Source organism: Brucella sp. NBRC 12953 (genome assembly GCF_040369775.1).
Classification (GTDB): domain Bacteria; phylum Pseudomonadota; class Alphaproteobacteria; order Rhizobiales; family Rhizobiaceae; genus Brucella; species Brucella pseudogrignonensis.
This window is the reverse complement of the sequence record NZ_BAABSV010000002.1, coordinates 557,861-577,763: the sequence shown is the minus strand read 5'-3', so window position 1 is coordinate 577,763 and position 19,903 is coordinate 557,861. Positions and strand designations below refer to the sequence as shown.

The window sequence follows — 19,903 nt, the reverse complement described above, 5'->3', positions numbered from 1 at the left end:
GCTTGGCCGTGCTATAAAGCATCAAATCATTTAAGAGGTTGCCATGCGTGAGATCGTTTTCGATACGGAAACCACTGGCCTTGAACGGCTGGAGGATCGCGTCATCGAAATCGGCGGCGTGGAAATGATCAACCGCTTTCCCACCGGCCGAACCTTCCATAAATTCATCAACCCGCAAGGGCGAAAGGTTCATGTCGAAGCGCTCGCGGTGCACGGCATCACCGACGAACAGCTGCTTAAAGAGCCGACCTTTGCTGATATCGTCGATGAGTTCATGGAATTTTTCGATGGTGCGAAGCTCGTGGCGCACAATGCCATGTTCGATCTTGGCTTCATCAATGCCGAGCTGGACCGTCTGGGGAAGCCGGAAATCGCCGTTGAACGTATCGTCGATACGCTCGCTCTGGCGCGCCGAAAACATCCAATGGGGCCGAATTCGCTCGACGCGCTCTGCAAGCGCTATGGCATCGATAATTCGCACCGTACGTTGCACGGCGCATTGCTCGATTCTGAAATTCTGGCCGAAGTCTATATTGAGCTGATTGGCGGCAAGCAGACCGCACTCGGCCTTAGCTCATCCGGTAGTTCCGGTAATGATGATCGCTCGGGGAATGGCGGCAATATTGTCTTGCGCCAGCGCCCGGCACCTTTGGCGCCGCGTATCAGCGATAAGGAGCGCGCAGCCCATGATGCCCTTGTTGCAAAAATGGGCGACAAGGCAATCTGGAAAAAATACGTTAGCTGACGTCGAAATAAAAAACCCCGCGAGAGCGGGGTTTTCTTTTTAGGTCGTTGTAGAGATTAGCTCTTTACAGCGCTCTTTGCCTGTTCTTCGGCCATACGGCTCTGGAACATCTGCGCGAAATCGATTGGATCGATCATCAGAGGTGGGTAGCCACCATTGCGCGTTGCGTCAGCGATGATCTGACGGGCAAATGGGAACAGAAGACGTGGGCATTCGACGAACAGCAGCGGAAGCATATGCTCCTGCGCGATACCCTGAATGCGGAATACGCCGCCATAGACCAGTTCCGTATTGAACAGAACGTCCTTGCCGTCGACAGCCTTGGCTTCGAGCGTCAGAACAACGTCGAAATCCGTTTCGGAAAGCGGATTGGCGTTTACGTTGACATTGATGTTGATCGAAGGAGCCTTTTCGCGCGGGCGCAGCGACAGAGGCGCGCCTGGGCTTTCAAAGGAAAGATCCTTGATGTACTGGGCCAGAATGTTGAGGGACGGCTGGGCGGTTGCGCCATTGCCGTTCTTTACTTCGCCCGCAGCGGCCTTATCGCTCATTATCGGTATGCCTTCTCTTTAATGATTTATCTTGTTGCCCAAAAAGCAGTGATGCTTGGCTAGCATGTGTGCGTAGATGAGGCAAGAAACCGTTTTTACGTTAGCATTTGAGCGATTAGTGATCTTTGCGGTCCGGATTCCACGGCGAGTTTTCATCCGGCTTTGTCGAGTAATCTTCCGGGTCCAGATCAATCACATTATTTTCTTTCCGCTCATATGGACGATAGGCTTCCGAATAGCGTGTCGATGCTGTGGCTACCACCAGGCGATTGCGCACAAAGCGGTTCCAGACAAGATCACGGATGAAGGGCACAAAAAGCAGAAGGCCGATCGCGCTTGTGACAAAGCCGGGCACGATCAGCATGATGGCTGCGACCACGATCATCGCGCCATGCATCATTTCGCGATCTGGTACGCGTCCTGCGGCACTTTCCATGCGGATGCGCTGCAAAAGCCCGAAGCCCTGCACGCGCAGCAGAAAAAAGCCGAGCATAGCACTCAGGATGACAAGACCCAGCGTTGCCAGAACACCGATCTCACTGCCGACGATCACAAAGCCGGCAATTTCGATGAACGGCATTGCCAGCATGACGAGAGGGGCAAAAGAAGAGGACACGGCAGTTATGACCTTATGTTGGTTGATTGGTATGTGATGAAACAAACTTCATTCGCATGTTTTATTCATGTCAAAAGCAAAAAACGCTTGGCATTTTTACGCAACATGTTTTGAGGAACGAAATTGAAACTGTCTATCATGCAATATCAGATAGGTATGCGTGATCTGGATTTGAATGATCAGTCAAGCCGATCTATATGTATATGTAACGAAATTCACGACGTGAGGACGGATTTGTAATCCCGACCCGTTAACTGGTGGCAGGCGGTATGGAATTTTTTGATTTTGGCACGATATTCTTCTTCATTGCGGCGGTGGTGATCTTTCTTCAGCTGAGGAATGTTCTTGGTCGTCGCACCGGAAATGAAAAACCGCCAATTGATCCTTATACATCCGCTCGTAATTCCGAGTCCCAGACCGCAGGTGGCGAAGCCGACAATGTCGTTTCGCTTCCGCAGCGCCCCGGTGAAAAGGATTTCTCGGCAATTGACAAGGTTGCACCAGCAGGAACGCCTGTGAATGACGGCCTTCGCTCCATTCAGGCGGCTGATCCATCCTTTGATCCGGCAAGCTTCGTCGATGGTGTGAAGATCGCCTATGAAATGATCGTCATGTCTTTTGCCGATGGCGATCGCAAGGTTCTGAAAAACCTTCTGTCCAAGGAAGTCTATGAGGGCTTCGTTTCGGCAATCGATGAGCGCGAGGCGCGCGGTGAAAGCGTTCGCTCGACCTTTGTTGGTATCGATAAGGCAGAGATTGCTAATGCCGAAATGAAGGGCTCGGAAGCGCATGTGACGCTTAATATCGTGAGCCAGATGATTTCTTCCACGCTCGACAAGGAAGGCAACGTGGTTGAGGGCGATCAGGAAAATGTCGTCGAAATCCGTGATCTCTGGACCTTCGCGCGCGATACGCGTTCGCGCGATCCAAACTGGAAGCTTGTCGCGACCGAAGCCGAAGACTAAAGAGAGTTGACGATTCAGGGCCGCTAATTTAGCGGCCCTTTTAATTATTGACGGATGCGGCTTGTGCATAATCTGGCGAACATCATACGACCGGTCAGTTTTTTAGATTGCCCGGGCTGGGATCAGGACGATCAGGCACTCGCCTTTTCGGCCTTTCGTCGTTCAGCCGATTATGCGGAACATAATCGCTATAACAGCGGCAGCCTCGGTATCAGTTTCGAGGCGCTTACACAGGCTTTTGCCGCCGCGCGTTTACTTGATAATCCGGATAGGGCGCAGGCCCGCGCTTTTTTTGAAGCGCATTTTGTTCCCTGCCGCATCGATGCAGAAGGGTTTGTGACGGCTTTTTACGAGCCGGAGATTGAAGCATCGCGCAGCTTTGACAAGCAGTTCACGGTGCCATTTCTGAGAAAACCTGATGATCTTGTGAAGGTCACCGATGAAAACCGCCCCCTGGGGCTCGATGCGTCTTACGCTTTCGCCCGGCAAACGCCGGACGGTGTTGTTGAATATGATGACCGCCGGACGATTGAGCAAGGCAGCCTAAAAGATCGCGGGCTAGAGCTTGCCTATGTTGCCGATCGGGTCGATGCATTTTTCGCACATGTGCAGGGCGCAGCACGGCTGAAGCTTACCGATGGCAGTTTCATGCGGATCACTTACGCAGCCAAAACCGGCCATCCATTCACCGGGATCGGGCGCATTCTGGTTGCTAGAGGCGAGATTTCTGCTGAAAGCATCTCCATGCAGACAATCCGCCAGTGGCTGAAAGATCATCCTGAAAAAGCCGATGACCTTATCTGGCGGAACCGTTCCTATATTTTCTTCCGTGAAACGGCATTTGATAGTAATGATGGGCATGACCCAAATTTAGGGCAGATCGCAGCGGCCAAGGTTCCATTGACAGCCGGTCGCTCAATCGCGGTCGACCGGCTTCTGCATACATTCGGAACGCCTATCTTTGTCGATGCGCCAAGCGTAACGGAATTCGATCATGCGCCCTTCTCCCGGTTGATGATTGCGCAGGATACCGGCACGGCGATTGTCGGCCCTGCTCGCGGCGATCTTTTTGCAGGATCGGGTGATGCAGCCGGGGAAATCGCCGGCGGCATCAAGAGCAAGGCCGATTTTTATGCGCTGGTCCCGCGCGCATTAGTCGGGAATTGATCGATGATCGATAAGAGCGAAAAATCCGCAAAAGATTATCTACGGCCTGAAGATCGCATTCTCTGGGAAACGGTGGCTAAAACAGCAAAACCTCTGTCTGGAAAGAAGCCGAAGGAAGAGGAAGAGTTTCCGGATTTCAAAACGGTGATGGCGCAGGAGGCTGAGAAAAAGCCTGCGAAAAAGGCGCCCTCGTCTGCAGCTGACACGCAGACGCCGAAAAAGAAGGTCAACTCGCTCAAGGAAATGCCGATCCATGCCTTTGATCGGCCAACCCATCGCAATATTTCCAAAGGACGTGTGGATATTGAAGCACGCATCGATCTGCACGGGCTCACACAAAACGATGCTTATGAGCTGCTCTATGGCTTCCTGCTCAGCGCACATGCGCGCGGATTGAAGCATGTGATGGTGATTACCGGCAAGGGCCGCTCTTTCGGCAGCGAAGGCGTGCTCAAGCAGGCGGTGCCGCACTGGTTTTCGACGCCTTTGTTCCGACTGCTGGTCAGCGCCTATGAAGACGCCGCGCGTCATCATGGCGGGCATGGGGCGCTTTATGTCCGCTTGCGCAGGCAGACCCAGGGCGGAGGTCTCATCCGATGACCCCCTTTGGCAAGCGGCTTCGTGACCTTCGTGAGGAACGCAACGTTACACAGAAAGAAATGGCTGCAGCGCTGCGCGTATCACCAGCCTATCTTTCGGCGCTGGAACACGGACGGCGGGGACAGCCAACCTGGGATATGCTGCAGCGCATCATCACTTATTTCAATATTATCTGGGATGAGGCAGAGGAGCTGCAAAATCTGGCAGCTGTCTCCCATCCGCGCGTGGTGATCGATACGTCCGGTCTCTCGCCACAGGCAACCGAGCTTGCAAACCTTCTGGCACGCAACATCCGCATCATCGATCGCGAGACGATCAAACATCTGACGGAAGAAATCGAGGCGGCACGCAAGCGCCGCCGTGGCCTGAAGCCGCTTCAACGTTAAATAAAAATTATACAGGCACTGTTTATAGGCTCTCGAGCAAAGGTTGCTTAAGTGTGGGGGCGCGCTTGATGGTTGCGGAAGACGAATCCTCTGTTTCGATACACCCGGAGCCGGGTAAACATATTTACGGGCTTGATATTCTTCGTCTGGTTTCTGCTATCGCAGTGATGCTGTTTCATTTCGCTTTCAGAGGTGAAGCCGCAGGAGAGTTACCTGCGGTTGATATTCCTCACTTTATGAAGAGCGTGGCCAGTTATGGCTATCTGGGGGTCAGCATCTTTTTTATTATCAGCGGCTTTGTGATCGCCTATTCGGCGGAAGGCCAGAAGCCATTCAATTTCTTGATTTCCAGATTTTCCCGGATTTATCCCACATTTCTTATCATCATGAGCGTATCCGCCCTGGTGATCTGGCTGTCAGGAAACCCACTGTTTCAAATCAGTTCCGATCAGTATCTGGCGAACATCTTCATCTTTTCGAAGCTGTTGGGGCAATCCTTTGTGGATGGTGCCTATTGGTCAATTGTACTCGAACTTATTTTCTATGGCTGGATTTTCATCCTTATTGCGCTCGGGCAGTTCCACAATATCATCCGGATAATCCCGCTCTGGCTGGGATTCTCATTTCTGAATGAATTCTATATTGGTTCAGAGCATTTGCAGAACCTTTTTATCACTGAATATAGCGGCTTCTTTGCAATGGGGATCATCTATAGCAGGTTGAGGCGACAGCGCTCATTTTATGCGGTGCTGCTGTTTATCCTCGCTGCAATCTTTGCAATCTATACCACCCTTGCTGGTGCCGAATGGGCCGAGAAAACCTATTCCATCAAGCGTTCTCCGGTGGCGATGACAGCAATTATTCTGGCTTCGATTGCAGCTTTGCTCTTACTGACAAAGCTAAATATCGGCCAAAAACATCAGAGGATGCTAGGCATTCTTGGTGGTATGACCTATGCACTTTATCTTGTGCACCAGAATGTCGGCTATATCGCCATCACCGCTTTACTGAGTAATCTCGGGCCGGTTACCGCCATTGTCATAACAATGATCGGGCTGATCCTGTTTGCTACGCTCTTCCATGTTGTTGTAGAGCGAAGGATCAACCCGATGATCAAGAAGAAATTGCTGCTTTTGGTGGACAGATCTCTGCGTTCAGAGCGCGTTTCGATCTGATCCAATCATATCTTAACTCTAAAAAAGCGCTTTCAGTTCATCGAGCTTGGTGTTGACCAGCCAGCCATAGTAATTTTCCTGCGGCATCAAAGGCTCCTGCCCGGATGCCTTGCGCTGGGTATTTTCATTGGCAAGCGCGCGGGCGCGGGCGGTCGATCCGCCGGTATTGTACAGTGTTGCTGTCAGGCCGGGGTTTTTCGAAATATCGAAATCGGCAATCTGGCGATAATCGGTGATCGACTGCTTCAGCGTTGCCGCGATGTAAGGCAGTGTCAGATCAGGGTCCATGATGGTCTTGTAAACTGTATTGCCGTTCTCGGCATTAAGCTTCGGCAGACCCGATACGCGATTGACCATGTCCGACATCTGCAGTGCGGTCAGCGGATTGATCTGGCCGAGGCCAAAGGTCTGGCCGGCATAGAACGGCTGGAAGAACACGGCGCTGAAACGATTGTTCGGATATGTCTTGCCGCCAACCGATTTTCCGCGGAACTGCTTGTTCCAGATCGTCTCGCGGCAGCTCCACAGCGAATAGCTGTCCTTGAACTTGAGGCATTCGGAAAACTCCGGACGCTTCACGAACTGGCCGATGCTTTCGCCATTATAACCAAAGCTCACGCCCTGGTTCACATAGGACATGGCCTTGACGTAATAGGTCTGTAATCGGTCATAGACATCGACATTGTAGGTATGTTCACCAACGATCGCACCGACGATATGGATCGGATCGATGCCATAAGCCGAAGCCGTTGACTTGATCTTCGAACGCAGCGAGGCGTCCTTTTTCAGAAGATTATAAATCTTGCGATACTTGGCTTCATAGGTCGTGCTCAGCTCCTTGGTGCGCTTGGCTGAGGCGCCGGGAATGGGAGGCTGTTCTGCACTGCGGTTTCCGGGCGGAACCGTAACGGCTGCATAGGCGCTCTGGCAGGAGAAAGCGATGGCAAGGCAGATGCCTGCAATACGGTTCAGTCGACTGGTCATTGCGCGGAAACGGCCCCAATATGGTAAACGATCTATAAAAGTTGCCGCAAAATAAAAAACCCCCTCGATGAAGTCGAGGGGATTTTTGTCTTTCGGGATTATGGGACCCAAGCGTGACTTTCTGGTCACGTTCCTGGATCGCATCTCAGGTTCTTTACAGAATGAAACGCGAAAGGTCCGTGTTCTTGGCCAGATCGCCGATGGTCTTGCGGACATATTCCCCATCGACCTTGAAGTCCGAACCGGCCTTGTCAGGTGCATTGTAGGAAATATCGTCCAGAACCCGTTCCATCACCGTCTGCAAGCGACGCGCGCCAATGTTTTCGACGGTCGAGTTGAGATCGACCGCAATGTCAGCCAAAGCATCAATCGCGTCGTCCGTAATATCGAGCTTCACCTCTTCCGTCGCCATCAACGCAATATACTGCTTGATGAGGCTGACTTCGGTTTCAGTCAGAATCCGGCGGAAATCTTCACGCGTCAGCGCGTTCAACTCCACACGGATCGGCAGACGACCCTGAAGTTCCGGCAGCAGGTCGGATGGCTTGGAAACGTGGAACGCACCCGATGCGATGAACAGGATATGATCGGTTTTCACCGGACCATATTTCGTCGCAACAGTGGTGCCTTCAACAAGCGGCAGCAGATCGCGCTGCACGCCTTCGCGTGAGACGCCTGCTCCCATTCCGCCTTCGCGTGCAGCAATCTTGTCGATTTCGTCAAGGAAGACGATGCCGTCATTTTCGGTCGAACGCAGGGCTTCCTGAATGAGCTGATCCTGATCGAGTAGCTTGTCAGACTCATCATTGATCAGGATTGCATATGATTCCTTGACCGTGGTCTTGCGCGTCTTAGTGCGCCCGCCCATGGCCTTGCCGAAAATATCGCCGATATTGATCATGCCGATATTGGCACCTGGCATACCCGGAATTTCGAAATTCTGGCCTGAACCTGTATCGGCGACCTCGATCTCGATTTCCTTATCGTCCAGCTCGCCGTCACGCAGCTTCTTGCGGAAGCTTTCGCGGGTGGCAGGGCTTGCAGTCTTGCCGACAAGACCGTCAAGCACGCGTTCTTCAGCATTGATGTGTGCTTTGGCCTTCACGTCTTCGCGCTTCTTTTCACGCACCAGAGCGATCGCGGCTTCAACCAGATCGCGGATGATCTGTTCAACGTCGCGGCCAACATAGCCCACTTCGGTAAATTTGGTGGCTTCAACCTTGATGAAAGGAGCGCCTGCAAGCTTGGCGAGCCGACGGGAGATTTCCGTCTTGCCAACGCCGGTCGGTCCGATCATCAGGATGTTTTTTGGCATGACCTCTTCGCGCATCTGGCCTTCCAGCTGCTGGCGGCGCCAGCGATTGCGCAAAGCGATAGCGACGGCGCGCTTGGCGTCGTTCTGGCCGATGATGAAGCGGTCAAGTTCGGAAACGATTTCACGGGGAGAAAAATTACTCATGATTATAACCCGGTTTGCCACTGCTTGATGAACTCGAACGGATGCAGCAGCATGATCACGTTGAGCGTAAGGTTGTCGCGGATGACAATAAGCGCCAGAACTTCAAAAAAGAGCGCAGTCGCGACGGTGATTTTTGTTGGCAGTTTGGCTGCGATCAGAAAGCCGATCATGGCGAAAACACTGTCGGAAACCGAATTCACGATACTATCGCCAAAATAGTCCACCGAGGACGTATTGGCGCGATAGCGCTCGATGATGAAATTCGAGTTTTCGACCAGTTCCCAGGCGGCTTCAACGCCGACTGCCACAGCAAGTCTCAGACCCAGCGGAGCCTTTGGCGCGATGATTGTCAGAAGCCAGTAGAACAGAAAGCCATGAATGATGTGCGAGAGCGTATACCAGTCGGCTATATGCTGCGAATTCTCAGACATCAGCGAACCGGACCATAATTTTATGGTGCCGCATTCGCACATGGGAATCCGTCCGTCGATATAAAGCCAGGAGGCCTGTATAACGAGAATGGCAAGGACGATCAGAGCACCTAAGCCCCAACGATGTGTCTTGGAGGTTGAGGCTTGCGCTATTGAGCTCATTCGGCGTCGAGGCTTTCAACAAGAATGCTGTGATTGGTGTAGATGCAGATATCGGCTGCAATCTCCATCGCCTTGCGGGCGATTTCCTCGGCATCCTTATCGGTATCGATCAGCGCGCGGGCTGCGGCCAGCGCATAATTGCCGCCCGATCCGATGGCCATGACGCCATGTTCGGGTTCAAGCACGTCGCCCGTACCGGTGAGTGCAAGCGTCACCTTGCTGTCGGCAACCAGCATCATGGCTTCCAGCTTGCGCAGATAGCGGTCGGTGCGCCAGTCCTTGGCGAGTTCGACGGAGGCGCGCATCAGCTGATCCGGATATTGTTCAAGCTTGGCTTCAAGGCGCTCAAGCAGCGTGAAGGCATCAGCCGTGGCACCGGCGAAACCGGCAATGACATTGCCTTTGCCGATGCGGCGCACTTTGCGCGCATTGCCCTTCATCACGGTGTTGCCAAGCGAGACCTGCCCGTCACCGGCGATAACAACCTTGTTACCCTTGCGAACGGTGACAATGGTCGTGCCGTAAATTGTCGTGGGATTATGTTCGATCATGGATCACTCCTTTGGCGGCCGATACGTTTCCATCTGGCAAACGCATAAGCCCCTTATTTGGCTCGAAGCTCGCTTCGTCGGCTCAAGAGCTAACTGAATCGGGTTTCGTTGTGAATATTTAAGAAGGGGCTGGCAAAATGCAAATGGCTAACAGCGCATTCCAAAAAGTGTGAAACGGTTTTTGGATGAAATGCGCTGCTGGGAAAGCCGCATTCCAAAAAGTGTGAAACGGTTTTTGGATGAAATGCGCTGTTGGGAAAATTGCATTCCAAAAAGTGTGAAACGGTTTTTGGGTAAAATGCGCTGCTGGGAAAGCCGCATTCCAAAAAGTGTGAAACGGCTTTTTGATAAAATGCGCGCAAACAAAAGTCAGAATGTTGGGAGCATCCCTAAAACCATTGGCAAAAGCGGCCAGCTGTTCTAGAACGCGAAAAGATTTCAACAGAGGAAATGCTATGACGGCTGAAAGCGCCCGCAAAGCAAGTATCGAACGTTCAACAAAAGAAACAAGCATTGCTGTTTCTGTGGATCTGGACGGCAACGGCAAGTTCGACATTACAACTGGTGTCGGCTTCTTCGATCATATGCTGGAGCAGCTTTCCCGACATTCGCTCATTGACATGCGCGTCATGGCCAAGGGCGATCTGCATATTGATGACCACCACACAGTCGAAGATACCGGCATTGCGCTGGGTCAGGCTGTGGCGAAAGCGCTTGGTGAGCGTCGCGGTATCGTGCGTTATGCCTCGATGGATCTCGCCATGGACGACACGCTGACGGGTGCGGCGGTCGATGTTTCGGGCCGTGCCTTTCTGGTCTGGAACGTGAATTTTACGACTGCCAAAATCGGCACCTTCGATACTGAACTGGTGCGCGAGTTCTTCCAGGCTTTTGCGATGAATGCTGGCATTACACTGCATATCAACAATCACTATGGTGCCAACAATCACCATATTGCAGAATCGATCTTCAAGGCGGTGGCCCGGGTTCTGCGCACAGCGCTCGAAACCGATCCGCGCCAGAAGGATGCAATTCCCTCGACCAAGGGGTCGCTGAAGGGATAAGTCTTTCCCGAAAGGACGTGTCATGGCGCAATTCGTCGTTCTTGAACCAGCCGGAACTCAACGTTCCGAAAAAGCGGTTTTCGTGCGCGACGGATTCTACGCCTTAGCGCTGATCCTCCCGTTTGTCTGGCTGTTGTTGCAGCGGCTCTGGTTTGAAGCCATTGCCGTTCTCGGTGTGACCATCCTGCTGGGCGTGGCAGGTTCTGCATTGGGCATCTCCAATGCAGTGCCGCTGATCACGTTGTTGTTTTCGCTTTTTGTGGCGCTGGAAGGCGTTAACTGGAAGATCGCGAAGCTAAAGCGTCAAGGTTTCGTTGAAACAGCCGTCATTGATGCGGCTGATCTGGAAGAAGCGGAAATCCGCTACTTCTACGGTCTTAAAGAAGCGGCAGAGCCAGCGACAGAAATCAAAGACTCCCTGAAGGACGCCTCTGCGCCGGAATGGGCGCAGCAGGCCCCTCGTCCCACTTATTCCTCATTTGGCTCGACGATCGGATTTGTCGGTCATCGCGGAGAAAACTGAAAATGCGTGTTGCAATTATCGACTATGGTTCCGGCAATCTCCGCTCGGCCACCAAGGCCTTTGAGCGTGCCGCCCATGAGAGCGGTGTGAAAGCTGAAATCGAACTGACTGCGGATGCCGATCGCGTGGCGAGCGCCGATCGCATCGTGCTGCCGGGCGTTGGCGCTTATGCCGATTGCCGTCGCGGCCTCCATGCGGTTTCCGGCATGGTGGAAGCACTGGAAGATGTGGTTCTGAAAAAGGCGCATCCGTTTCTTGGCATCTGCGTGGGTATGCAGTTGATGTCGGAACGCGGCCTTGAAAAAGAAGTGACCGAAGGTCTCGGCTGGATCGCAGGCGACGTGCGTGAAATGACGCCGTCCGACCCAACGCTCAAGATTCCGCAGATCGGCTGGAACAGGATTCACGTGAAACATTCGCATCCGGTGTTCGACGGTATCGCTACCGGCGAGAACGGCTTGCATGCCTATTTCGTGCATTCCTACATGTTCGATGCCAAGAACAAAGCAGAAGTGCTGGCCGTCACCGAATATGGTGGCGATGTGACCGCAACGGTTGGTCGCGACAACATGATCGGCACGCAGTTCCATCCTGAAAAGAGCCAGCTGCTTGGCCTTTCGCTTATTGCCAATTTCCTGAAATGGAAGCCTTGAAGATATGATCCTTTTTCCCGCCATCGATTTGAAAGACGGTCAATGCGTGCGCCTGAAGCTTGGCGACATGGATCAGGCGACCGTTTACAATGAAGACCCTGCAGCACAGGCCAAAGCTTTTGAGGATCAGGGCTTTGAATGGCTGCATGTGGTCGATCTCAACGGTGCTTTTGCTGGCGAAAGCGTCAACGGCAAAGCTGTTGAAGCCATTTTGAAAGCGACCAAAAATCCGGTTCAGCTTGGCGGCGGTATCCGCACGCTTGCCCATATTGAAAGCTGGCTTTCCAAGGGACTGCGCCGCGTTATTCTCGGCACCGTTGCCGTGCGCGATCCGGCGCTGGTGATCGAAGCCTGCAAGGAATTTCCGGGTCAGGTTGCCGTCGGTATTGATGCCAAGGGCGGCTATGTTGCCGTTGAAGGCTGGGCCGAGGCCTCAGAGCTTGGCGTGGTGGAGCTTGCGAAAAAGTTTGAAGGTGCGGGCGTCGCAGCCATCATTTATACCGACATTGACCGTGACGGTGTTCTGGCTGGTATCAACTGGGATTCCACACTTGGCCTCGCAGACAGCGTTTCCATTCCGGTGATCGCATCGGGCGGTCTTGCTTCGATGGATGATATTAAGCGCCTCGCCGCTCCTGATGCGCGTAAGCTTGAAGGTGCGATTTCCGGTCGCGCACTTTATGACGGCCGCATTGATCCGGCAGAAGCATTGGCTTTGTTAGCCGCGTCGCCCGCAGCCGCAGAGCGGCGAGGACGCGCATCTGAAGGAACTTCAGCATGACACTCAAAGCACGCGTGATTCCTTGTTTGGACGTTAAAGACGGTCGTGTCGTTAAGGGCGTAAACTTTGTCGATCTGATCGATGCCGGTGATCCGGTGGAAGCGGCCCGCGCCTATGATGCGGCCGGCGCAGACGAATTGTGCTTCCTCGATATCACGGCGTCTTCGGACAATCGCGAGACAATTTTCGATGTCATCGCCCGTACAGCGGAACAGTGTTTCATGCCGCTGACCGTTGGCGGTGGCGTGCGTCAGGTTTCTGACATTCGCAAGCTGTTGCTTGCTGGGGCCGACAAGGTTTCGATCAACACGGCTGCGGTCAAGAACCCGGAATTTGTTGCAGAAGCCGCCGACAAGTTTGGCGATCAGTGCATCGTTGTGGCCATTGACGCCAAGAAGGTTTCGGGTGCTGGCGAGAGCGACCGCTGGGAAATCTTTACCCATGGCGGTCGCCAGACGACTGGCATTGATGCGGTGGAATTTGCACAGAAGGTGGTGAGCCTTGGTGCGGGTGAAATCCTGCTGACCTCGATGGATCGTGATGGCACCAAGGCGGGTTACGATGTGGCCCTGACGCGCGCTGTTGCTGACAGCGTGCGCGTTCCGGTGATCGCATCGGGTGGCGTTGGCAATCTCGATCACATGGTCGACGGTATCCGCGAAGGTCATGCAACGGCAGTTCTCGCAGCATCCATCTTCCACTTTGGAACCTATACGATTGGCGAAGCCAAGCGCTATATGGCCGAGGCTGGTATCCCGATGCGGCTCGATCCGGTCCGTTGAGAATATAGCTTGTCGCGGAAAAGTGGGAACCGGTTTTCCGATAACGACATGCGCAAAAAGAGTTGAAGGAATTCCGATGGCTGAGTTCACCCTTTCCGACCTTGAACGCATTGTTGCAGAGCGTGCAAATTCGACGGATGGATCGTCTTATACTGCTAGTCTCTTTGCCAAGGGTCAGACGCGGGCCGCCAAAAAGCTTGGTGAAGAAGCCGTCGAAACGGTGATTGCCGCAGTTAGCGGTGATCGCGCGGAAGTGGTCACGGAAAGCGCCGACCTGCTTTATCACCTGCTGGTGGTTCTCAAGATTGCAGATGTGTCGCTTGATGAAGTTCTTGCAGAGTTGCAACGCCGTACAGCGCAGACTGGCCTTGAGGAAAAGGCCGGTCGTCCGAAAGCATAAATGCAAACTAATCCAAAAGCTGTTAGTGCAGAATTGGCGTTGAGGGAGAGCAGCGACAATATGTGGGAAAAAGTGGACCAGCTAACGCCGTCGCGTTACTCGCCTTACCGTTTCTTTTCGGCGGAAGAGTGGGCAGGCTTTCGCGCCGACACCCCCCTCACCCTCACCTATGAAGAAGTGAAACGGTTGCGCTCGCTGGGCGATCCGATTGACCTTGATGAGGTGCGGCGTATTTATCTGTCGCTGTCCCGTCTGCTCTATGCGCATGTGGAAGCAAGCCAGCTTCTGTTTCGTCAGCGCCAGCAATTTCTCAATATGGAAGAGCGCTTCAAGACGCCTTTCATAATTGGCATTGCAGGCTCGGTTGCGGTGGGCAAATCCACGACCGCGCGTATTCTGAAAGAACTACTCGCCCGCTGGCCTTCCAGCCCGAAGGTCGATCTGGTGACGACGGACGGCTTCCTCTACCCCAACGCGGTTCTGCGTGATCAGAACATGATGGAGCGCAAGGGCTTTCCGGAAAGCTATGATGTGGGAACGGTTCTGCGCTTCCTGTCAGCGATCAAGGCCGGCATGAGCCATGTGCGCGCGCCGCTCTATTCGCATCTGAGCTATGACGTGCTGCCTGGCGAATATCAGATTGTCGACAAGCCCGACATTCTGATCTTTGAAGGCATCAATGTGCTTCAGGTCCGCGATCTGCCGGAAGACGGCAAGATGGTGCCTTTCGTGTCCGACTTCTTCGACTTCTCGATCTATATCGATGCGGAATCGGAGCTGATCCACAAATGGTATATCGACCGCTTCATGCGTTTGCGTGAGACGGCTTTCGTCAATCCGCAGTCGTTCTTCCACCGCTATTCGCAGCTTTCAGAAGAAGCCGCGCGTTCCATCGGCGAAGGCCTCTGGAACAATATCAACATGAAGAACCTGCGCGAAAACATTCTTCCCACCCGCCCCCGCGCCGATATTATCCTGCGCAAAGGCAGCGATCATCTGATCGAAGAAGTGGCACTCAGAAAGATTTAAATCTCAGGAAACCAGAATGCCGCAAGTGCTGGAAATGTATCAGGTGGACGCGTTCACCAAACGTGTCTTCGCCGGAAACCCTGCGGCAGTTCTGATCCTGAAAGACTGGCTGAGCGATGCGACCATGCAGGCAATCGCTGCGGAAAACAATCTCGCTGAAACAGCTTTTGCATGCCCTGCAGAGGAAGGCTGGAAGCTCAGATGGTTTACACCGACGCTAGAGGTCGATTTCTGCGGCCATGCCACTCTGGCAACGGCGCATGTTTTGGCTTGGCACCACAAGATTGACGGTGATCTGAATTTTCACACCCGCATAGGCAAGATCAGTGTTTCGCGCGCGGGCGACGATTATGTGCTTGATGTTCCATCCATTGCTCCCGACCAGCTTTCCGAGCTGCCTGCGTTCATCGCACCACTGTTTGAGAATGAGAGCGGAGCCACGTTCTTCAGAAATTTCGAGAACATCTATGTGCAGCTTGAGGATGAGGCTGCGGTCAGGGCTTTCGTGCCTGATCATATCCAGATTGAAAAACTGGGATCAGTCGGCCTGGTGATTACCGCGCGAGGATCGTCGCACGACTTCGTTTCGCGTTATTTTGCGGCGGGATCGGGTATCCCGGAAGATCCGGTTACAGGATCTATTCATGCGACGCTTGTTCCCTATTGGGCTCAAAAGATCGGGAAAGACAAACTGTCCGCTTATCAGGCTTCGGCCCGTGGTGGACATTTGGGATGTGAGCTGAAAGGCGACCGTGTTTTGCTCACCGGTAACGCCGTAACATTCATGAAAGCCGAGATTTATATCCCGTAAAGAATAAGGGCGCCGAATAGTTCGGCGCCCTGATCGCTTTGGATCGTTTTTGCAATCAAGCAAGCGGCGGAATGCGCAGCACCTGACCCGGATAGATTTTGTCCGGATGCGTCAGCATCGGCTTGTTGGCTTCAAAGATGATGTCGTTCTTTGCGCCCTTGCCTTTGCCATATTGAGCTTCGGCGATTTTCCAGAGATTGTCGCCCTTCTTGACCGTGTAGAAGACGGGTTCGGCACCGGTCGTCCCGGCACCATCGACTTTCAGTTCCGAGGCTTCCACCTTGGAAACACCAAGCGAGTTGCCGACAGCGATAATAGCTTTTTCAAAAGCCGACTGATCCTTCACATTGCCGGTCAGGACGGCTTTGTCGCCCTGCACGCTCACCTGCACGCCATCTGTGCCGAGATTATGCGAGTCGAGTTCCTTCTTCAGATCATCGGCTTTGGGTTCATTTTCACCGAAACCAAGCTTGGTTCCGACCGACTTCACGAAATCGAAAATTCCCATGGGGCAAATCTCCCTGTTGTTGCTAAACTATTGATGCGTCGTATCAAATATCAGAACCAGAGATGAGCTAGCGCTTCTTGCAGCCAATCAATAGGCTACAAAGTACAGCTCGACGAAAATTGGTCAAGACAGGATTTTCCGGAAATTGCTCAATAAGTTCTGGCACTTAATTAGCACACCTCCTCGATAAGGCCCGCTTAGCGGCCAAGATTGGTGCGGGCGAGTTCGACGATTTCATCACCACGACCGCTGATGATGGCTTTGAGCATATAAAGGCTGAAGCCCTTCGCCTGCTCGGCCTTGATCTTGGGCGGCATTACCAGTTCCTGTTTGGCTGTCACCACATCGACCAGAACCGGACCGTCATGAGCAAAAGCCTGCTTTAATGCCTCCGGCAGCTCAGCGGACTCCTCTACGCGAAAACCTTTGATGCCGATGGCTTCCGCCATGGCTGCAAAATTCGGGTTTTCGAGGTCGGTTCCAGAGGTCAGATAGCCGCCCGCTTTCATTTCCATCGCCACGAAGCCAAGCGAGCCATTGTTATAAACAATGATCTTGGCGGGCAGATTGAGCTGCTTCAACGACAGGAAATCGCCCATCATCATGGTGAAACCGCCATCGCCGGAGAGTGAAACGACCTGTCGTTCCGGCGCTGCAGCCTTTGCGCCCAGCGCCTGAAGCATGGCATTGGCCATTGAGCCATGATTGAAAGAACCGAGCAGGCGACGCTTGCCATTCATGGTGAGGTAGCGTGCAGCCCAGACGGTAGGCGTGCCGACATCGGCGGTGAAGATCGCATCTTCATCCGCAATCTCATTGACGAGGCGGGTGAGATATTGCGGGTGGATCGGCTGGCCTGGTTTTGATGGTTCTGCCAGATCATCCAATGCCTCGCGCGCTTTCGTGTAATGTGTCTTTGCAGCATCGAGGAATTTTGTGCTGCGGCCAGATTTGAGCTTCGGCAGAAGGGCTGCGATTGTTTCCGACACATCGCCCGTCACACCCAATGTGAGCGGCGCACGGCGTCCGAGCTGTGAAGGATCATTGTCGATCTGAACGATCTTTGCCTTGTCGGGATAGAAGTTGCGATAAGGGAAACTGGTGCCAAGCATCAGCAGCGTGTCGCAGTTGAGCATGGCGTGATAGCCGGATGAAAAGCCGATCAGGCCGGTCATGCCAACATCAAAGGGATTGTCCCATTCGACATGTTCCTTGCCGCGCAGTGCATGAACCACAGGCGCCTCAAGCTGTTCGGCCAATGAAACGACAGCATCATGGGCGCCAGCGCAGCCGCTGCCTGCCAGAATGGTGATCTTCTCAGAACCGTTGAGAATATCTGCGAGCTTTGCGACATCCTGATCAAACGGAACCATGCGTGGAGGCGAGATCTGCGTCCAGGTCTGCTTCGCCCCTTCAGGTGCCTGCTTGAGCGCAACATCACCCGGAATGACGATCACGGCCACGCCGCGCTTACCGATGGCCGCGCGCATGGCGCGGTTCAGCACTTCGGGCATTTGTGCAGGGTTGGAAACCAGCTCAACAAAATGGCTGCATTCGCGGAACAGTTCCTGCGGATGGGTTTCCTGAAAATAGTCGAGACCGATTTCGGATGAAGGAATATGGGCTGCAATCGCCAGCACAGGTTCGCGGTTGCGGTGACAATCAAAAAGCCCGTTGATGAGGTGCAGATTGCCGGGACCACAGCTGCCAGCACAAACGGCCAGTTCGCCGGTGACAGCCGCTTCCGCCCCTGCGGCGAAGGCTGCGGTTTCCTCATGGCGAACATGCATCCAGTCGATCTTGCCAAGTCTTCTAAGGCTGTCATTCAGTCCGTTGAGGCTATCGCCCGTAACACCCCAGATACGTTTCACACCTGCTTCGGCCAAGGTTTGAGCCAGAAGATCCGCAACAGTCATGCCCATGATTTCACCCTTTTCACAATCCTGAAGATCCAGTTAGGACTGAAGATCAAGTTAGGGCGCCGGGCGGATGTGGGAAGCCGTCAAACGGCATCAATCGATGCCGTTTGAATTGCAAAAGTTATTTTGTGCAACTCTCGATGAAACGAGCGAGATAAGCATCAAATTCCGCTGGCGTTTCGCGAAATGGCGCATGTCCAGCATCGTCGATAACGTGGGTTTTGCCTTCCCAAAGATTACCGAATTTTACCTTGGAGACGAAGTCGAGTTCGACGAAAGGTTCATCGCGCCCATTGACGACTGCAATGGGAAGCTTTGCTTGAGCGACGATGTCGCGCTGGTTGCCGCCGGTGCCAGCGGCAAATTTTTCAAACATGATGCGGCGTGCGCGGCCGTCGGTACGGGCAACAATATCGAGAAGCGATGCTTCGAATGGTTCGCCACAGGTGCTGCGTGCGTAAGAATCCACGTCGCGCTCGGAAAAGACTTCCTGTCCGGCAAGCGCCATGTCTGGCCCGCTCTTGAACCCCTGCCCCACTTCCTCACGCGCCACGGGTGGCGTTCCGGTAATCATAAGGCCACGCATTTCAGGATAACGGGCAATCATCTCGATACCGATATGGCCACCGAGCGACCAGCCGAAAACGACAGCATCGGCAATGCCGAGCTGCTGCATGACTTCCGTCATCGCATCCGCATAGCCTTCCATCGAATAGCTGCGATCGGGATCAATCGCATCGGAAGATTTGCCATGGCCCGGAAGATCAGGCGCTATCACGCGCCATTTTTTGCCGATCTCGCCTTCGAGCTGTGGTGCGAAAATTGCGCCCGAACTTGAATTGCCATGGATCATCAGAAGAGGAGCGCCCTCGCCTTCGCTTTCACGCACAGCAATGCGGCCATGGCTGGTTTCAAGCTCGTGATAATTGATTGTCATGTTGTCTATTCCCAAAATGCGAATGGTATATTTGTTTTTACGCGTATCTTCTTCCGAAAACCGGTTCCCACTTTTCGGAATGCGCTTAATCGTAAGAAACCTTGCCGCGGCCTTTCTTGATGTCGGAGCGTCCGGATTTAGCCTTGAGGCGGCGCTCAATCGAGCCTTTTGTCGGCTTTGTTTTCCTGCGCGGTGGCGGTGGCGGAACTGCTGCCTCCTGGATCAGCGCAATCATCCGATCACGGGCATCTTCGCGATTGCGCTCTTGTGTGCGAAAACGATTGGCCTCGATCAGTATGTCACCGTCCTTGGTGCCTTTCTGACCGGCAAGTTTGAAAAGACGGGAAAGCACATCTTCGGGAAGGCCAGAGCGTGCCGCATGAAAGCGCAGCTGCACGGCGGTCGAAACCTTGTTGACGTTCTGACCACCAGGACCGGATGAGCGAATAAAGCTCTCCTCCAGATCGTCCTCGTGGATCGTCAAGCGGTTCGTGATGCGAATGATGTTGCGGCTTTCTTCCATGATGGAAAGTGATACACCGCTTTCTAACGCATGTCTCCCAAAAGTGGGAACCGGTTTTGGGATAAAGACATGCGTAAAAACAAATGGATAGAGCGAGCGCGGTGGATACGATCAAGCGCGACACGCTCTATCCGTTAGACAAAAGAAAAACCCGGCCTTTCAGCCGGGCTTCCCCTCCTCC

General features: G+C 53.5%; 25 protein-coding genes. 14 read left to right on the top strand and 11 right to left on the bottom strand.

Annotated elements, in window-relative coordinates; genetic code table 11:
* The first annotated feature begins 43 nt into the window (after window positions 1-43).
* Window positions 44-745 (top strand): DNA polymerase III subunit epsilon, encoded by a 702-nt coding sequence (dnaQ, locus tag ABWV94_RS06640; RefSeq protein WP_079212465.1) that lies wholly within the window; start codon window positions 44-46, stop codon window positions 743-745.
* Between the two features lie 56 nt (window positions 746-801).
* On the opposite strand, the gene secB is transcribed toward dnaQ, so the two are convergent.
* Together secB and ABWV94_RS06630 are read right to left on the bottom strand one after the other, a co-directional pair.
* Window positions 802-1,296, bottom strand: a complete 495-nt coding sequence (secB, locus tag ABWV94_RS06635) for a protein-export chaperone SecB (protein WP_113496169.1) — start codon at window positions 1,294-1,296, stop codon at window positions 802-804.
* Window positions 1,297-1,411: 115 nt separating this feature from the next.
* Entirely contained in the window at window positions 1,412-1,912 is a 501-nt protein-coding gene (locus tag ABWV94_RS06630; RefSeq protein ID WP_007872434.1) for an FxsA family protein, read from the bottom strand.
* Window positions 1,913-2,181: 269 nt separating this feature from the next.
* On the opposite strand from ABWV94_RS06630, the gene ABWV94_RS06625 reads away from it, so the two are divergent.
* The 5 genes from ABWV94_RS06625 (at window position 2,182) to ABWV94_RS06605 (ending at window position 6,205) form a co-directional block, all read left to right on the top strand.
* Window positions 2,182-2,877, top strand: coding sequence for a Tim44/TimA family putative adaptor protein (locus ABWV94_RS06625; RefSeq protein ID WP_113496217.1), 696 nt, complete (start codon window positions 2,182-2,184; stop codon window positions 2,875-2,877).
* Window positions 2,878-2,931: 54 nt separating this feature from the next.
* The gene (mltA, locus tag ABWV94_RS06620) at window positions 2,932-4,044 is read left to right on the top strand and encodes a murein transglycosylase A (protein WP_113496168.1); all 1,113 of its coding nucleotides are present in this window, start codon (window positions 2,932-2,934) and stop codon (window positions 4,042-4,044) included.
* Window positions 4,045-4,047: 3 nt separating this feature from the next.
* Window positions 4,048-4,644 (top strand): Smr/MutS family protein, encoded by a 597-nt coding sequence (locus tag ABWV94_RS06615; protein WP_353412859.1) that lies wholly within the window; start codon window positions 4,048-4,050, stop codon window positions 4,642-4,644.
* Window positions 4,641-5,030 (top strand): helix-turn-helix domain-containing protein, encoded by a 390-nt coding sequence (locus tag ABWV94_RS06610; RefSeq protein ID WP_007872441.1) that lies wholly within the window; start codon window positions 4,641-4,643, stop codon window positions 5,028-5,030. Before ABWV94_RS06615 ends, ABWV94_RS06610 begins: the two co-directional genes overlap by 4 nt.
* A gap of 68 nt (window positions 5,031-5,098) precedes the next feature.
* The gene (locus ABWV94_RS06605; protein ID WP_113496167.1) at window positions 5,099-6,205 is read left to right on the top strand and encodes an acyltransferase family protein; all 1,107 of its coding nucleotides are present in this window, start codon (window positions 5,099-5,101) and stop codon (window positions 6,203-6,205) included.
* A gap of 18 nt (window positions 6,206-6,223) precedes the next feature.
* On the opposite strand, the gene ABWV94_RS06600 is transcribed toward ABWV94_RS06605, so the two are convergent.
* From ABWV94_RS06600 to ABWV94_RS06580, 5 genes are all read right to left on the bottom strand, one after another.
* The gene (locus tag ABWV94_RS06600) at window positions 6,224-7,189 is read right to left on the bottom strand and encodes a DUF1402 family protein (protein WP_105519209.1); all 966 of its coding nucleotides are present in this window, start codon (window positions 7,187-7,189) and stop codon (window positions 6,224-6,226) included.
* A 154-nt stretch (window positions 7,190-7,343) separates the two neighbouring features.
* Window positions 7,344-8,648, bottom strand: a complete 1,305-nt coding sequence (hslU, locus tag ABWV94_RS06595; RefSeq protein WP_007872448.1) for an ATP-dependent protease ATPase subunit HslU — start codon at window positions 8,646-8,648, stop codon at window positions 7,344-7,346.
* Window positions 8,649-8,650: 2 nt separating this feature from the next.
* Window positions 8,651-9,241, bottom strand: coding sequence for a DUF2585 domain-containing protein (locus tag ABWV94_RS06590; RefSeq protein WP_007872450.1), 591 nt, complete (start codon window positions 9,239-9,241; stop codon window positions 8,651-8,653).
* Window positions 9,238-9,792, bottom strand: coding sequence for an ATP-dependent protease subunit HslV (gene hslV / locus ABWV94_RS06585; RefSeq protein WP_007872451.1), 555 nt, complete (start codon window positions 9,790-9,792; stop codon window positions 9,238-9,240). The genes ABWV94_RS06590 and hslV overlap by 4 nt, the downstream gene beginning before the upstream one ends.
* Before the next feature lie 118 nt (window positions 9,793-9,910).
* Window positions 9,911-10,234 (bottom strand): hypothetical protein, encoded by a 324-nt coding sequence (locus tag ABWV94_RS06580; RefSeq protein WP_162761626.1) that lies wholly within the window; start codon window positions 10,232-10,234, stop codon window positions 9,911-9,913.
* 13 nt (window positions 10,235-10,247) lie between these two features.
* Here ABWV94_RS06580 and hisB point away from each other — a divergent pair, with 13 nt between their 5' ends.
* From hisB to ABWV94_RS06540, 8 genes are all read left to right on the top strand, one after another.
* Window positions 10,248-10,856, top strand: a complete 609-nt coding sequence (gene hisB, locus ABWV94_RS06575) for an imidazoleglycerol-phosphate dehydratase HisB (protein ID WP_007872453.1) — start codon at window positions 10,248-10,250, stop codon at window positions 10,854-10,856.
* 22 nt (window positions 10,857-10,878) lie between these two features.
* Window positions 10,879-11,379, top strand: a complete 501-nt coding sequence (locus ABWV94_RS06570) for a DUF2628 domain-containing protein (RefSeq protein ID WP_113496165.1) — start codon at window positions 10,879-10,881, stop codon at window positions 11,377-11,379.
* A gap of 2 nt (window positions 11,380-11,381) precedes the next feature.
* Window positions 11,382-12,032 (top strand): imidazole glycerol phosphate synthase subunit HisH, encoded by a 651-nt coding sequence (hisH, locus tag ABWV94_RS06565; RefSeq protein ID WP_079212470.1) that lies wholly within the window; start codon window positions 11,382-11,384, stop codon window positions 12,030-12,032.
* 4 nt (window positions 12,033-12,036) lie between these two features.
* Window positions 12,037-12,813, top strand: a complete 777-nt coding sequence (gene hisA, locus ABWV94_RS06560; protein ID WP_113496164.1) for a 1-(5-phosphoribosyl)-5-[(5-phosphoribosylamino)methylideneamino]imidazole-4-carboxamide isomerase — start codon at window positions 12,037-12,039, stop codon at window positions 12,811-12,813.
* On the top strand, window positions 12,810-13,595 hold the full coding sequence (gene hisF / locus ABWV94_RS06555) for an imidazole glycerol phosphate synthase subunit HisF (RefSeq protein WP_007872463.1): 786 nt from the start codon (window positions 12,810-12,812) through the stop codon (window positions 13,593-13,595). The genes hisA and hisF overlap by 4 nt, the downstream gene beginning before the upstream one ends.
* Window positions 13,596-13,671: 76 nt before the next feature.
* Window positions 13,672-13,995, top strand: a complete 324-nt coding sequence (locus ABWV94_RS06550) for a phosphoribosyl-ATP diphosphatase (protein ID WP_113496163.1) — start codon at window positions 13,672-13,674, stop codon at window positions 13,993-13,995.
* A 60-nt stretch (window positions 13,996-14,055) separates the two neighbouring features.
* On the top strand, window positions 14,056-15,024 hold the full coding sequence (coaA, locus tag ABWV94_RS06545; RefSeq protein ID WP_353412854.1) for a type I pantothenate kinase: 969 nt from the start codon (window positions 14,056-14,058) through the stop codon (window positions 15,022-15,024).
* Between the two features lie 16 nt (window positions 15,025-15,040).
* Complete coding sequence (locus ABWV94_RS06540; RefSeq protein WP_113496162.1) at window positions 15,041-15,835, top strand: PhzF family phenazine biosynthesis protein; 795 nt, start codon at window positions 15,041-15,043, stop codon at window positions 15,833-15,835.
* A gap of 55 nt (window positions 15,836-15,890) precedes the next feature.
* Here the strand turns inward: ABWV94_RS06540 and lysM are convergent, their stop codons facing one another.
* The 4 genes from lysM to arfB all read right to left on the bottom strand — a co-directional run bounded on the left by lysM (window position 15,891) and on the right by arfB (window position 19,722).
* On the bottom strand, window positions 15,891-16,343 hold the full coding sequence (gene lysM / locus ABWV94_RS06535) for a peptidoglycan-binding protein LysM (protein ID WP_007872476.1): 453 nt from the start codon (window positions 16,341-16,343) through the stop codon (window positions 15,891-15,893).
* A 197-nt stretch (window positions 16,344-16,540) separates the two neighbouring features.
* Window positions 16,541-18,265: a ubiquinone-dependent pyruvate dehydrogenase gene (gene poxB, locus ABWV94_RS06530; protein WP_113496161.1), complete on the bottom strand. Its 1,725-nt coding sequence runs from the start codon at window positions 18,263-18,265 to the stop codon at window positions 16,541-16,543.
* A 118-nt stretch (window positions 18,266-18,383) separates the two neighbouring features.
* On the bottom strand, window positions 18,384-19,199 hold the full coding sequence (locus ABWV94_RS06525) for an alpha/beta fold hydrolase (RefSeq protein ID WP_113485550.1): 816 nt from the start codon (window positions 19,197-19,199) through the stop codon (window positions 18,384-18,386).
* A gap of 85 nt (window positions 19,200-19,284) precedes the next feature.
* A complete protein-coding gene (gene arfB, locus ABWV94_RS06520) occupies window positions 19,285-19,722 on the bottom strand; it encodes an alternative ribosome rescue aminoacyl-tRNA hydrolase ArfB (RefSeq protein WP_113496159.1) in 438 nt (145 codons plus the stop codon).
* Between the last annotated feature and the right edge of the window lie 181 nt (window positions 19,723-19,903).